We start from the raw sequence: 14137 nt of genomic DNA on the forward strand, positions 1-14137 counted from the left end.
AACCTTCTGAAGGAGGATGTTCGCGATGTCACAGGCGGGATTGGGGCCAACAAAAGCCCCCTACGTACGGCGCGCCTGAGGAGCGTGGACAACGCCGGGTATGCAGTTTTCATCATAATCACGCGGCGCGGGGTTCCCTACAGAACCGCCGCGCCGGCGCGCTTTTTCTACAATTTGTCGTCTAGCTGCGCCAGTTATTCGGCCAGCAGACCCATTTACTAGGCCAGCAGACCCTGCACAACCTTACCACCGTCGACGATTTCGATCGGTCGACCGCCTGGGGCCATCAGTTCTTTGTCGGCGACGATGCCCATCAAGTGGTACATCGTGGTCGCCAAATCTTCGGGTCGCACCGGATCGGTTTCCGGTTCGCTGGCAGTCGCGTTCGACGTGCCGTAAATCTGGCCGCCGCGGATACCGCCACCGGCCATCGCGACGCTGAAGACTTTCGGCCAGTGATCGCGACCGGCGTCTTTGTTGACCTTCGGAGTACGACCGAACTCAGACGAGACCATCACCAAGGTTTCGTCGAGCAGACCGTTACGGTCAAGATCGCGAATCAAGGCCGCATAGGCCTGATCAAAGCTGGGCATGGTTCTACGCATGCCGCCGCTGATGTTGGCATGCATGTCCCATCCGCCGTAGGTCAATGTGACCATGCGGACGCCAGCGGCGACCAGGCGGCGAGCCATCAACATGCGTTGACCGGCCGTGTTGCGGCCATATTCGTCACGGATCTTCGCGTCTTCGGCGTCAATGTTGAACGCTTCGCGAGCTTCCGGAGCACTGATCAGGCTATAGGCTCGTTCGTAGAACGTGTCCATCGCGCCGACGGCGTCCGATTCATTCTTTTGCTTGAAGTAATCGTTGACCGCATCCAGGGCCGAGCGGCGACGCGAGAAGCGAGCTTCATCGACGTTGCCCGGCAGGCTCAAATCGCGAACCTTGAAACCTTTGGAGGCCGGATCGCCCCCCAAGCTGAACGGAGCGAACGACGAGCTGAGGTACCCGGTGCCTGCGAATTCGTTCGGTTGGTTCGGAATGCAGACGTACGGCGGCAGATTGTTCTTCGGGCCGTACTCGTGGCTGACCACCGAGCCGAAGCAAGGGTAATTCAAGGCCGGGCTCGGCTTGTAGCCGGTGAACATGTTGTGCGTGCCGCGTTCGTGGGCCGCTTCGCCATGGGTCATCGAGCGGATGACGGCGATTTTGTCGGCGACTTGAGCAGTCTTCGGCAGCGTTTCGCTGAACATTTCGCCGGTGTTTGTCTTGATCGTGCCCATCTCGCCGCGGTACTCGATCGGCGAGTACGGCTTCGGATCGAATGACTCTTGATGAGCCATGCCGCCCGGCAGGTAGATGTGGATGACGCTCTTCGCCTTCACGGCGATGTTGTCGTATTGCTTGAGCTCGGCGCGAGCTTCGCGGAGGCGGAACATGTCGCTGAGCGTCAGTCCAAGACCGCCGATTGCGCCAATGGTGAGCGCGTTACGTCGGCTTAGCAGATTTCCCTTGCATTGCATCGGATGCTCTCCTGATGTGGTGGGCACGTGAGTACGGAGTGATATGGCGCAGGTGTGAAAAATGGTTTCGCGAAAAAAACCGTTAGCGGTGATTTTGCGATGAGGAATGTCGAATTTGTCTTTTTTAGGGACGCAAGGGAAAAAGACGTCCGATCATCCCTGGTGGTTGGCTCGTTGATCGAAATGCCTTTTCGACCATTGGGGGTAAGTTGGTAGGACCGGATGGGAACCGGTTAAATCGGTGGGGTCGCTTCAGTTCCGAAAATAAAGTGCGACTTGCAACCAAAGTTTCGGTCTCAAGGGACGTAAGAGAAGAAGATAACCGTCTTCGCCCGAATTGTCAAAGTAATTCCGACTCTTTGCCGCGGTTCGCCAAACGGCCAGAAATGGACGTAACTCGTTACGGTTCAGATGCTTGCGGCTTTGGAAATCTTGGTCACCGCATGCTTTTGTATCAAATTCTTCAAATCTCCCGCCCTATTTCGAGATCTGGCGGCGCAATCGCGTGATATCACGAGCTACCAAATGGCAGATTCTGGGTAGTTCGCGTCGATCTGAACGCTTACTTGAATTGGTCGTGGATGACCACTTCTTCCGACGACAACTGACCCGGTTTCGGCCAGGCCGGCTGAACCGCTTTGCCGATCGTGATCAGGTAGCCCAGCACATGTTCCTCGGGCAGGCGAATCACTTCGGCGACTTTCGCCGGGTCGTAGCCGACCATGGGGCAACTGTCATAGCCCATCGCTTTGGCGGCCAACATGATCGTTTGCCCCGCGATTCCGACGCTGCGCATCGCCTCGTCACGCTGGAGCTGCTCGTTTCCTTCGTACAGATTGAAGAGCATGTCAGCTAGTTTTTTGCCGACTTCGGGGGGAGATTCTCGCCAGTAGCGCTGCGGTTCCAGTGCATGAGCGCTAAGGTGGGCGCAGAGGACGATCACCATCGACGCTTCTTCGACCTGCGCTTGACCGTAGGCGGCGGCCCGCAGTTGCTTGCGGACCTCTTTGTCGCGGACAACGACAAACCGCCAGTTCTGCATGTTGAACGAGGTCGGAGATTGAAGCGCTGCGTCCATCAATTTGCGGACTTCAGCTTCGGTCATCTCGTGCGTCGGATCGTAGTGCTTGATCGAGCGTCGCTGGTAAATCGCGTCAAAAGTGTCCATGTCTACCTTGAAAAGATCAGCAGAGGGGGCGAAGTCGGTTGTCCGCATTGTACCGCATCGGTGAATTCCCCTTCGACCCCTATGCGTTTGGCTAGCGAAGTTTGTCGTCTTGCGTCTATGCTAGAATGCAAGACTCATCTTCATTCAACAGCGGAGCCTTTCTCGGCATGTTCAGCGAGATCCGTTTCGATAATCCGTGGTTCTTTCTGCTCTTGCTGCTGATCCCCTTGGTGATCGAGCTGGGACGGAAGTCGTTGTCGGTCATGACCCGCTCGCGCGGGGCTGCGGCGATTCTGCTTCGCGTCTTCATTCTGCTGCTGCTGATCGCGGCCTTGGCTGAAACGCAAACGTTGCAGCGACACGACCGAATGACGGTCATCTATCTGCTCGATCAGTCGCAAAGCATTCCCAGCGATCAACGTCAGGCGATGGTCGAATATGTGGTGCGCGAAGTCAGTGCGCATCGCCGCGAAGAACAGGGTGATCGTGTAGGCGTGATCGTCTTTGGCGATCAGCCGGCGATCGAGTTTCCCCCGACCGACGCTCCCCTGCCCCCGCTAAAACGTTTGGCCGCACTCGCGCTGGTCGAGACGGACGAAACCAATCTGGCCGGCGCGATGCAGTTGGCCCAAGCTTCTCTGCAGTCGGACTCGGCCGGGCGCATCGTGATCGTCTCGGATGGCAACCAAACGATCGGCGATGCGTTGCCGATCGCGCGAAGCTTAGCGGCCAGCGGAGTGGGAATCGACGTGGCGCCGATTTTCGCGTCTCCCTCCTCCGCCGAAGTGATCGTCGAGAAGTTGACGACGCCAGAGACGGCCCGCGTCGGACAAACCTTTCAGGCCAGCGTCGTATTGACCAACGAAACGCCTGAAGATGGCCAGGCTCGCACCGCGCATGGCAAGCTCTCGCTGATCCGCAAAGCCGGCGTCAACGAAGTTGTTCTCGCGGAACAAGACATTGAATTGCCGCCGGGCAAAAAGGTGTTCGCGTTCGAGAATGTGTTGAATGAAGCGAACTTCTACACGTACCGGGTTCGGTTTACGCCTCGCGACCAACAAGACGACCTGCTGACGCAAAACAACGAAGCGACGTCGTTTGTCAATGCGCACGGCAAAGGACGAATCTTGCTGATCGAAGATTGGGAGCGAGCCGGGCAGTTCGATCATCTGATTCAGCGGATGAAAGCGCACGAGTTGGAAGTCGACGTCCAGCCGAGCAATCAGCTGTTCACGAGCATGGCCGATCTGCAGCCGTACGATGCGGTCATCCTGGCCGATGTGCCGCGGGCGAGCGGATCGAGCGGCGAAGAGATCACCAGCTTTAGCGATCGTCAGATCGAACTGCTGGTTCGCAACACGCAACAGTTGGGCTGCGGATTGCTGATCCTGGGCGGTCCCAGCAGTTTTGGCGCCGGCGGTTGGGCGAACACCAAGCTGGAAGAAGCGTCGCCGGTTCGCTTTACGATTCGCGACGCGAAGGTGGTGCCGGTCGGCGCTTTGATGCTGGTGCTCGATAAATCAGGATCGATGCAAGGCGAAAAGATGCAGATGACGCAAGGCGCGGCGCTCGCGGCGATTCGCGCGATGGGCGCTGCTGACTTTGCCGGCGTCATTGGATTTGACTCGCAGGCCCAGCGGATCGTGCCGATACGCAAGGTTGATAACCCCGGCATGTTTGTCGCCCAAGTTCGCAAATTAAGCGCTTCCGGCGGAACAAACATGACGCCGGGCGTGGCGCTAGGGTTTCGTGATCTGCAAAACGTCGATGCCGGCGTCAAGCATATGATCGTTTTGTCGGACGGACAAACCGAACCAGGCAACGTGGCGCAGATCGCCAGCGACATGAAGAAGATGGGCATGACCGTCAGCGCCGTCGCGGTCGGATCGGACGCCGATCAAAAACTGATGGCGACCGTCGCGAGGAATGGAGGCGGCAAGTTTTACGCCGTCAACAATCCAAAAGCGATCCCCCGAATTTTTATGCGAGAAGCGCGCCGCGTGGCGCAGCCGCTGGTCAAAGAAGCGCCAGGCATGTCTCCGGCTCTCTATTCTTCGCATGAAATCTTGCAAGGCGTCGACGGCATGCCGACCTTCGACGGGTTTGTTATGACGACGATCAAAGATAGTCCGCTTGTCGAAGTTGGCCTGGTCGCGCCGATTCCGGAGAAGCATCCCGAAAACGCCACCTTGCTCGCGAGTTGGCAATATGGACTGGGTCGAACTGTCGTCTTTACCAGCGACGCCGGCGCGCGTTGGACCAATCGCTGGACCGAGTGGGAAGGTTACGACAAGTTCTTCATGCAAATGCTGCGTTACGCGATGCGACCCGCCGGCGATCAGGCCGATTTCGCCGTCGCGACCGAAGAAGCGAACGGCAAAGTGAAGGTAATTGTTACGGCGCTCGATACGGCGAAGGAGGACACGAACTTTCTAACGGTCGTCGGCGCTGCGGTCACCCCAGGCATGGCGGCGGAGAACTTCTCGCTGACGCAAACCGCTCCAGGGCGTTACGAGGGCAGCTTTCCGGCTCGCGATTCGGGAAGTTACTTTGTGTCGATCGCGACCGGACCCGGCAAGCCGGTCTTGCGGACCGGCGTCAATATCAGCTACTCAGCCGAATTCCTGCGCCGTCCGACCAATCTCCATCTCCTCGAACAGATCGCCGGCAACGTGCCGAAAGGGGGCGAGCCAGGCGCCGTCATCAACAACGCGACTTCCGACGCAAGCGTCGATGCTCGCGTCGATACGTTTCGCCGCGGCTTGTCGGCGGCGACTAGTTTGCAGCAAGCCTGGCCGTGGGTTTTGGTGTTGGCGGCAGCGGCGTTTGTCGGCGACGTCGCGTTTCGCCGGATCACGATCGGCTGGGAATGGTTGATCGCCGTGCGACGTTGGCTCGGCCTGAAACTGCAAGGGGACGAATCGAAAGACGATGATCGGCTCGAGCGACTGCGGGCCACCAAGCAACGCGCTTCCGCTTCTTATCAAGCGTCGGCCCGCTTCGAATCGCCGGAACTAGCCGAGCCGGAAGCCAAATCCCGCGTCGCTCCTTCGCTGCACGAGGAAGATTCGCAGACTCTCACGGAGGAAGAAACGCAATTATCCGGCGGCGAGTCAGAGGGAGAGGACTACGTCACTCGGCTCTTGAAAGCGAAGCGGCAAGCTCGAGAAGCGGCTAGCGAGACGAGTGAGCATTCCCCCGATGACGACGATTTCTTTTCGTAGTCGTTTTCTCTTCGTAGCCCGTTGCACAAGCGAGAGGAAATCGCTCGGCGATTCCAAAGCGGATCGAAGTAGCCGACCGCATTTCCCTCGCTGGCGCAGCGGGCTACGAAGATAGATGTCAGCTCAAAGGCTAAATAGCGGCACATTAAAACGGGCGCAGCAAACTCGTTTTTCGGTTCTACCGAAACAGCTTCCGGCAGAGCCAGGTGTGCGGCAAGTCTGGCGTCACCAGCTTCTCTTCGCGGCCGTATCGCCGCAGCAGCGCTTCGGCGGCGAGTCGACCGCTGCGGATGGCTCCTTCCATCGTGGCGGGCCAGCCGGTCTTGGTCCAATCGCCGGCTAAAAATAGACCGGTGACCGGCGTCGACTGCGGAGGACGAATGGCTTCCAGCCCGGGGACTGCAGAAAAGACCGCCGCCTTTTGCGTAAGCACGCGAGCAAACAAAGGGGATGCGGCGATTGGCCACAACTCGGCCAGTTCACGCGTCACCGCGGCGATGATCGCCGCCTGATCGCCGGACGGCAGATCGTGCGATGCGCTGATCACCACTTGATAGTAGTAAGCCGCGGATTGACCGTCATGCGGTGATGTCGCTGCGCCATGGGCGAAGAGCCACTGACTGGTTCGATCAAGCAGAACCGCATGCGGCAAATCGGTAATCGGCTTTTCAAACCAGAGATGAACGCTGGTGATTGGCGCATGGTTAATCTGGTCGACGCGGGCCAGATCAGGGACCTTTTCAAACAAGCGCGGCGACAATACCGCTTTGACGCGACGACCGGGAATCGCCAACACGACGTTTTCAAATTGCAGCGTCGCTTCGTCTTTCACCGAAACGCTGAATCCGCCGCCGACCGATTTGCGAAAGACTTCGTCGACCGGCGATTCCATCTCGATGCGAACTCCGCGGTCAAACAGACTGCGCGCGATCCCCTCTTCGTAGATCTGCCCCAGCGGCGCGGCCGGAAGGTGCAAATCGGCCGCGTGATGATGTGCCAAAAATCCGTCGATCATCACCTTACGCGCGGCGGCGACTGAGGTCTTCTCAATCGAATCCCCCAGCGCGCTGACCAGGATGATTTCCCAAAAGCGACGAATGACGTCGGCCGATTGCTTTTGCATTCGCAGCCAAGGCCCCACGCACAGCGATTCGGCTTGTTCCTCGGAGAGTCGCGCCATACGGCGCAGCGCTGTGCCGATCCCGAGACGTTCTCCCATCGTGAGATAGCTTTGTCGCCAGAACGCCGGAACCAGATGCAGCGGAGCCGGCAACGCTTCGACCGGCGCAAAAGGGTACGTTTTCCCCTGCGCATCGATGAAGTGCAGTCGTCGCTCGCGGCGAAAGTACGCAGCGACGCCGGTTTGCTCGCAGAAATCGAGAAAGTTGGTGCAGCAGCCCATCGCGACATGCTGACAATGATCAAAAAGTTGTCCGGTCGCTTCCTCTTTAAACGAACCGGCGCGTCCCCCCAAATAGCGCCGCGATTCGAGCAACGTGACCAACATGCCGCTGCGTGACAGCGCTTCGGCCGCCGCGAGTCCGGCGAGCCCGCCGCCCACGACTGCGACCGAAGGCCGGTGCGCCGCTTCACTTCGTTTGCCAGACTTCATCAGCGCGAGACCGTCGTCGGAGTGGAGAAATCAAAGAGTTGGGCCAGCATCAACGAGGTGACGATCCGCATTTTCTTCCAAGATCCTACCGAGACGCGCTGCCGTAGCACGGCGGTTGGATCTTGCTCGATGCGGGCGAGCAAACCTCGATAGGTGCAAAACATCGCCGGAAAAATCTTGCGGCCATCGGCATGCAGCAGCGACTGCAACGGTTCGGCCTGGTCGTAAAATTGTTCGGCCCGCTGGATTTGAAATTGCATCAGTTCGCGAAAACCGTCGGTCGCGCGGCTGGTCGCAAAGTCATCGATCGAGACGTCGAAACGGGTCATTTCGTCTTGCGGCAGATAGAGTCTGCCGGCTAACGCATCTTCGTGCAGGTCGCGGAGGATGTTGGTCCATTGGAACGCGTAGCCGCAAGCAAGCGCCGGCGGGATCGCCGCTTCCCCTTGAAAACCCCAGACGTGCAAACAGGCCAGACCTACCGCGGCCGCAACCTGGTAGCAGTAATGTTGCGACTCGGCGAATGTGGGAAACGGCTGCGGCGTCAAATCTCGCTCGACGCCGTCGATCACCGCAGTGAGATACTCGACTGGAATTTCGTTGCGGCGGATCGTATCGACGAGCGCCGGCAAACGAGGATCGCTCGGCGTTTCTCCGGCGAGCGCGGCGTGCAGGTCATGCCGCCATTGCTTGAGCGCGGTTTGCTTTTCGAGCAGGTCGCCGGGCTGATCTCCCAAATCATCTGTTTGTCGCATGAACGCATAGAGCGCATACATCGCTTGGCTCTTGGGACGCGGCAAGAGCATGAACGACATGACGAAGTTCGAGCCGGATTGCTTGGCCACCTTGCGGCAATAGGCGTAACTGTCGGCGAGCGAGTGCGTCAAAGGAGCGCCTCCGGCGTTGCGGCGATCGATTGGCGTGAACCGCGCGAAAAGGTGCGCCGCGTCAGGCAACCAAGCAGCAGTTGCAGCTTGCGCCATTTGCCGACGGTGGGGCGAGATTTCAGTACGTCAAAATTTTGTCGGCGAATCGCCTGGCAGATCGCCAGCCCGCCGGCCAGAAACAGTTCGATATCAAGCCGTAACTGCGGCGCGATCTGGTCCATCAAGGGACGACCCGCGTGCAAATATTGCTCGGCCCGCTCGACTTCGTATTGCAACAGTTGCCGAAATGGGGGAGTCGCGACGCTCGAAGCGAGCATTTCTTCCGTCACCCCAAATTTTTGGCGATCTTCTTCCGGTAGGTAAATACGGCCGATCGCATAGTCGCGCGCCACATCTTGCCAAAAATTGGCCAGTTGCAGCCCGGTGCAGATCGAATCGGAGAGCTTCACGGTTTCGGCGTGGGAGGACCGCCCCAGATAGAGGACGAGTCGCCCGACGGGGTTGGCCGAATTTTCGCAGTAGGTGAGCAGTTGCTCATGCGTCGCGTACCGTTTGACCCGCTGGTCCTGCTCGAAAGCGGTCAGCAGGTCGGCCAGCGGCTCGATCGGAATCTCAAACTGGCGAATCGTCTCGGCCAGCGCGACAAACACGGGATGCCAGGTCTGACCTCGATAACAAGCGTCGAGTTCGGATCTCCACCATGCGAGCAGCTGCAGACTGCGAGCGTCGTCTCCCACTTCGTCAGCCAGATCGTCGGACCAGCGGCAGTAAGCGTAGACGTGGGCGAAATGAGGGCGCAACTCTTGCGGCAGAAGCCAGCTAGCGACGGTGAAATTTTCGTAATGGCTTTTTGTCAGCTGTTGGCAATAATCGGTCGCCGCCGCGAGCGAACAGGGCTCGTGCTGAGAATTGGGACCGTATTGTTGAAGCTGCCGCTCAAATCGTGAATCGGGCACGCGTTACATCCGCCTTGGGCGTCACGGTTCCGGAAGTTGGGGGGAGCAAACGCCGCTATCTGCCGCTGCGGCGATTCAGTATGATGCAATCGTAAGGAGAAGTGCGCTACGATGAAAGTGATCCTCGCCAGTCCCCGCGGCTTTTGTGCCGGCGTCAACATGGCTATTGAGAGTCTCGACCTTGCTTTGCAGGCGTTTGGGGCGCCGGTCTACGTCTATCATGAAATCGTCCACAACAAATATGTGGTGACCACCTTCAAAGAGAAGGGGGCGATTTTTATCGACGATTTGAACGAAGCGCCCGAAGGCTCGACGTTGCTCTTCAGCGCGCATGGGGTTTCGCCCGAAATTCGCCAGATGGCGAAGGACCGCAAACTCTTCGCAATCGACGCGACTTGCCCCCTGGTGACCAAAGTTCACCTTGAAGCGATTCGTTTCGCCAAACAACATTACACGATCTTTTTGATCGGCCACGAAGGTCACGACGAAGTGATCGGTACGATGGGGGAAGCCCCCGAGGCGATCATCTTGGTCGAATCGGCCGAGGATGTCCCCAATCTGCAAGTCGCCGACGGCAGCAAGTTGGCCTATCTGACGCAGACGACATTGTCCGTCGACGACGCCAATCGGATTATCGGTGCGCTCAAGCAGCGTTTTCCGCAGGTGATCGGTCCGCCGAAAGAAGATATCTGCTACGCAACGCAAAATCGCCAGGAAGCGGTGCGCATTTTGGCGACCGAGGCCGATTTGGTGCTGGTGCTGGGAAGCCAGAACAGCTCGAACAGCCAACGGCTGAAAGAACTGGCGCGAGAATCAGGGACGAAGGGCTATTTGCTCGACGGAGCTTCCGACTTGAAGCCAGAGTGGTTTGAAGGGGTGGAAACGGTCCTGGTCACCGCCGGCGCTAGTGCGCCCGAAGAAGTTGTGCAGGAATGTCTCGACTATCTAGTTGAGAATCACGGCGCCCAAATCACGCCGCACAGCATTCGCGAAGAGCAGGTTCACTTTCCGCTGCCGCGCGAACTGCGAGAGAAGGCGCTGCCGAAGGCGTAAAATTCTTCACGCTAGAACGCTGCGCGTTTTGATGTTGCGCTATCTTGAAGCGGCGCACTTGCGACCGCAATCTCCGTGAGATTGCGGATTTTCCAGGAAATAGGAAATCGTCAAGCCGATCGTAGCCCGACGCGCGAGCCAAGAGCAAGCGGTTCAACGACTCGAACTACCCAGCCGAATTCCCTCGGCTCGCGCCGCGGGCTACGATGAAGTGCGAGTCGCTATTTCTGGTGAACCTGCCGAAAAGCACAACCTCACAACTTGCGCATCAACAAAGGCGCCGCGGCAAGGCCGCCGGCGCCATTGTTTTGCTAACGACTTGCTACGGACCAAATGGATCGACGGCGTTGGGATCCGCCACGGTTGGGTCGCCCGCGGCCGGCGCCTCTTTGTTTTCCGGCAAGCGAACCAGCATCCAGGTCTGCGTCTTTTCTTCACCAAAGTGAATCAAGAGCGGCGTTTCGTCCTGGGTCAGGTTGTAGATGCCGGTTTCCATGACCGTGCTGGTCTTGTCACCGATCGTCCAAGCGGCGCGTTGCGAATCTTTGTCGACACTCCCCTGCACCGGCAAGTTGGTCTTGGTTTCGGTGTTGTAGTAAGTGCCGGCGATGATCCCGTCTTTGTCGACCGCCAACTGCAGATACATGATCGGATCCCCTTCGTCCTGGTTGGCCAGGGCGAAGACGCCGAGCGGCATCCAGTTCTCGCCGTTCTCATCGGTCGGCGGATTGGCGGCGAGCGCTTCTCGACCGACGGCGGCATAGTCCGACGCTTGTTGAGCGTACTGCACCGTCGTCGCGACTGGCGCGTCGTTAATGTAGACGTACTGCGTGTCGTAAATCACGTTATCGCCGTAGTAGTAATAGCAAGGAGTTCCCCAAGTGTTGCCCCAGTAGAACCACGAAGTGAGTCCCACCGGCGTCGACCAACGCCACCAATATCCAGGATACGGGCGATAGTTGTAGAAACCCCAACGGTTGTAACCGGCGTTGTTCCAACCCCAGAAACCGGAGTTCCAGTTGTTGCGACCGCTCCAATAGTTGTAGCGATTACGAACGTGGTTGCCGCGGTTCTGCCAGTTGTTCCAATGGGCGTCGTGTCCAGGACCATGCGGATGGTTGGGACGAACGACATTCCCGTTGCCGGGACGATTGGGGCGGTCCCCGTTGCCGGGCCGATCCCCGTTGCCGGGCCGATCACCGTTGCCGGGCCGATCACCGTTGCCGGGCCGATCACCGTTGCCGGGCCGATCACCGTTGCCGGGTCGATCACCGTTGCCGGGTCGATCACCGTTGCCGGGCCGATCGCCGTTGCCGGGCCGATCACCGTTGCCGGGCCGATCACCGTTGCCGGGTCGATCACCGTTGCCGGGTCGATCACCGTTGCCGGGTCGATCACCGTTGCCGGGCCGATCACCGATGCCGGGTCGATCACCCATGCCGGGGCGATCACCGTTGCCGGGCCGATCACCGTTGCCGGGCCGATCACCGTTGCCGGGTCGATCGCCGTTACCGGGCCGATCACCGTTACCGGGCCGATCCCCGATGCCGGGTCGATCTCCGTTGCCGGGCCGATCTCCGTTGCCGGGCCGATCACCCATGCCGGGCCGATCCCCGATGCCGGGTCGATCACCGATGCCGGGTCGATCCCCGATGCCGGGTCGATCACCGATGCCGGGCCGATCTCCATTGCCGGGTCGATCACCGATTCCGGGGCGGTCACCACTACCGGGGCGGTTGTTATTGCCGGGGCGATTGATGTTGCCTGGAAGAGTCGTAGGTCGATCCCCTGCGGCAGGGCGATTGGGGCGATCTAGATTTCCCACGTTTGGTCGAGTGGGCCGAGTCGTGTTGCCCGGCTGCGTCGTAGGTCGATTGGCGCCAGGTCGGCTACCGGTGATGCCCAAGAAATCATTCAGCTGCGTATTCGAGGGGCGCTCCTGGAGTCGACTACCGCCTCTGTTGTCAAAATTGGGACGTGCCGTGATGTTCGGTCGGCTGCTACTGGAATTGCCCGGACGCGAAATTTCTGGACGACCGTTACCAGGCGTGCCAGAGCCGGGGCGATTGTTGTTACCGAGCGAAGGGCGATTGCTACCGAGCGACGAGCGATCCAACGTCGGCAGCGAGTTCTGCCGATTGGAGGTCGTCGGTCGATTGGCGCTGGGACGACTAGAAACTGCCGGTCGACTTACGGAAGGGCGACTGCTGCTGCTTGGCAAACGGGTCGAAGGTCGGCTTGGGGAGGGTCGACTTGCTGACGGGCGGCTCATCGAGGGACTTCGCCCTGCTCCGCCAGAGTTAGCGCTGGCGCGGGATCCTCCTCCAAAACTGCCGCTGGGACGAGCGCTCGGGCGCCCGGCGTTCATGTGTCCGCCGCCGCCACCGCCGCCACCGCCGCTCATGCGGGCCCCGCCCCCATGACCTCCTCCGCCGCCGCCACCAAAGCCGCGGGCAAAGGCTGCGCTAGGCAGCACGAGGGCTGATACGATTAATCCGGTCAGAAAAATATTTCGAGCGTGCATGACGCGCCTCATGTTGGTTCGGTTGTTTGTCCCGGCAAGTTGGACAAATAGCATCTTGGGTTATTGTTCGGGCTGTCGGACCACATGGAAAGGTCCAAGATCAGGAAGCAGCTCTCCGTCAAGCGTGCGACAGATCGATCGCGACTCATATTTATCGTCGGCCGTGCGACGCATCGTGCGCAGGGACGAAGCCTTGCGAGCGTCGGGCAAAACGCCGGTCGAGCGGACAAACCAGCGTCCATCTTCTTCGACCCATTTTTCTTCGGCGAATCCACCATCCGAATCGAACACCCAGCCGCGAATACATTGCTGGGCTGGATCCCAGCCGATGACTTCGGTCCCGTCCAGATCGACCACATCGGACACATAGACTTTGAAGGAACGGATCAAGAAGCATTCATTTTTGCTCCAGCGTCCAATCGTCTCGACGGTCGCTCCTTCCGAATCGTCAACCCAGCGGCCGACGAGCCAGGCCAACGGCTCTAGTTGCTGCCGGGCCAGAGAAACTTGCGGCTCGCTTGACAGCTGGTCGCTAATGATCGTTTCGTGAACGCTATCCAGTTTCCACGTTTTGTCTTCTTTGACATGAATCGCGGTGTAGGACAGCAGTTTTGGCGTTTCTCCGGAATGGGAAATCCGCGCCGTTCCTTCTTCGACGGCGACATCGGGTTTCACGAAGCGGATCGAGTCGATTTCGACCGTCAATTCGGGCAGATCGCCCTGCTCGCAGCGCTCGGCGAATTGTCGGCGAATCGCGTCTCGGCCGACCACTTTTTCGCCGGTAGTACGGCAAAGATATTCGGCGTTTTTCGCCCAGTGTTCTGCGAGCCGGTCAGGATCGGCTGCATTAAATGCGGCGATGTACGAAACGACGTTGGCGGTGATTTCCTCCTCGGCGGTAAGAGGTTCTTCGGCTTGAATGATGCCAAATGTCAACATCGCCAGGCAAATTGCCGTTAGAAACGTTTGCGCCTTCATAAATGTCCACCTTATTCGCCGGTATTGGTCAAACGAGCTAGCTTATCCACTCTGATTTCTACGACTGGTAATGAATCAATCCAAACGCTTTCTCAAGAATTCCTGGAGAAACCTTCCCCTCTAACCGCAGAAATGCGCGTAGAATGCTCCAGATGCAGTGAAATTAGAACCTATGCTTGAAAAACCAAATCTCGTCTTCTTTATGCGGGACA

11 protein-coding genes are annotated in these 14137 nt (G+C 58.8%); 4 read left to right on the forward strand and 7 right to left on the reverse strand.

What is annotated here, in order from left to right; translation table 11 throughout:
• Window positions 1-218: 218 nt before the first annotated feature.
• Window positions 219-1523, reverse strand: a complete 1305-nt coding sequence (locus DSM3645_RS10645) for a DUF1501 domain-containing protein (protein ID WP_040351766.1) — start codon at window positions 1521-1523, stop codon at window positions 219-221.
• Between the two features lie 562 nt (window positions 1524-2085).
• Window positions 2086-2691, reverse strand: a complete 606-nt coding sequence (locus DSM3645_RS10650) for a nitroreductase family protein (protein WP_002652160.1) — start codon at window positions 2689-2691, stop codon at window positions 2086-2088.
• 125 nt (window positions 2692-2816) lie between these two features.
• Between DSM3645_RS10650 and DSM3645_RS10655 the strand changes: the two genes are divergently transcribed.
• The gene (locus tag DSM3645_RS10655) at window positions 2817-5915 is read left to right on the forward strand and encodes a VWA domain-containing protein (protein ID WP_002652161.1); all 3099 of its coding nucleotides are present in this window, start codon (window positions 2817-2819) and stop codon (window positions 5913-5915) included.
• Window positions 5916-6093: 178 nt separating this feature from the next.
• Here DSM3645_RS10655 and hpnE read toward each other — a convergent pair whose 3' ends face one another.
• From hpnE to hpnC, 3 genes are read right to left on the reverse strand one after another with little or no spacing between them, the layout of a single operon-like run.
• Window positions 6094-7527 carry a hydroxysqualene dehydroxylase HpnE gene (gene hpnE, locus DSM3645_RS10660; protein WP_002652162.1) on the reverse strand — a complete coding sequence of 478 codons (1434 nt, stop codon included), beginning with the start codon at window positions 7525-7527 and terminating at the stop codon, window positions 6094-6096.
• Window positions 7527-8414: a phytoene/squalene synthase family protein gene (locus tag DSM3645_RS10665; protein ID WP_002652163.1), complete on the reverse strand. Its 888-nt coding sequence runs from the start codon at window positions 8412-8414 to the stop codon at window positions 7527-7529. The genes hpnE and DSM3645_RS10665 overlap by 1 nt, the downstream gene beginning before the upstream one ends.
• Window positions 8411-9370 (reverse strand): squalene synthase HpnC, encoded by a 960-nt coding sequence (hpnC, locus tag DSM3645_RS10670; protein WP_002652164.1) that lies wholly within the window; start codon window positions 9368-9370, stop codon window positions 8411-8413. Before hpnC ends, DSM3645_RS10665 begins: the two co-directional genes overlap by 4 nt.
• 111 nt (window positions 9371-9481) lie before the next feature.
• Here hpnC and ispH point away from each other — a divergent pair, with 111 nt between their 5' ends.
• Complete coding sequence (ispH, locus tag DSM3645_RS10675; protein ID WP_002652165.1) at window positions 9482-10423, forward strand: 4-hydroxy-3-methylbut-2-enyl diphosphate reductase; 942 nt, start codon at window positions 9482-9484, stop codon at window positions 10421-10423.
• A 322-nt stretch (window positions 10424-10745) separates the two neighbouring features.
• Here ispH and DSM3645_RS10680 read toward each other — a convergent pair whose 3' ends face one another.
• Window positions 10746-11339, reverse strand: a complete 594-nt coding sequence (locus tag DSM3645_RS10680) for a hypothetical protein (protein WP_002652166.1) — start codon at window positions 11337-11339, stop codon at window positions 10746-10748.
• Between the two features lie 171 nt (window positions 11340-11510).
• On the opposite strand from DSM3645_RS10680, the gene DSM3645_RS28085 reads away from it, so the two are divergent.
• Together DSM3645_RS28085 and DSM3645_RS30435 are read left to right on the forward strand one after the other, a co-directional pair.
• Window positions 11511-12239 (forward strand): hypothetical protein, encoded by a 729-nt coding sequence (locus DSM3645_RS28085; RefSeq protein ID WP_050769345.1) that lies wholly within the window; start codon window positions 11511-11513, stop codon window positions 12237-12239.
• Window positions 12240-12408: 169 nt separating this feature from the next.
• Entirely contained in the window at window positions 12409-12846 is a 438-nt protein-coding gene (locus DSM3645_RS30435; protein WP_002652169.1) for a hypothetical protein, read from the forward strand.
• A 161-nt stretch (window positions 12847-13007) separates the two neighbouring features.
• Here the strand turns inward: DSM3645_RS30435 and DSM3645_RS10695 are convergent, their stop codons facing one another.
• Window positions 13008-13925, reverse strand: a complete 918-nt coding sequence (locus DSM3645_RS10695) for a YybH family protein (RefSeq protein WP_002652170.1) — start codon at window positions 13923-13925, stop codon at window positions 13008-13010.
• Window positions 13926-14137 lie beyond the last annotated feature (212 nt).

It is taken from the genome of Blastopirellula marina DSM 3645, from assembly GCF_000153105.1.
GTDB classification, from domain to species: domain Bacteria; phylum Planctomycetota; class Planctomycetia; order Pirellulales; family Pirellulaceae; genus Blastopirellula; species Blastopirellula marina.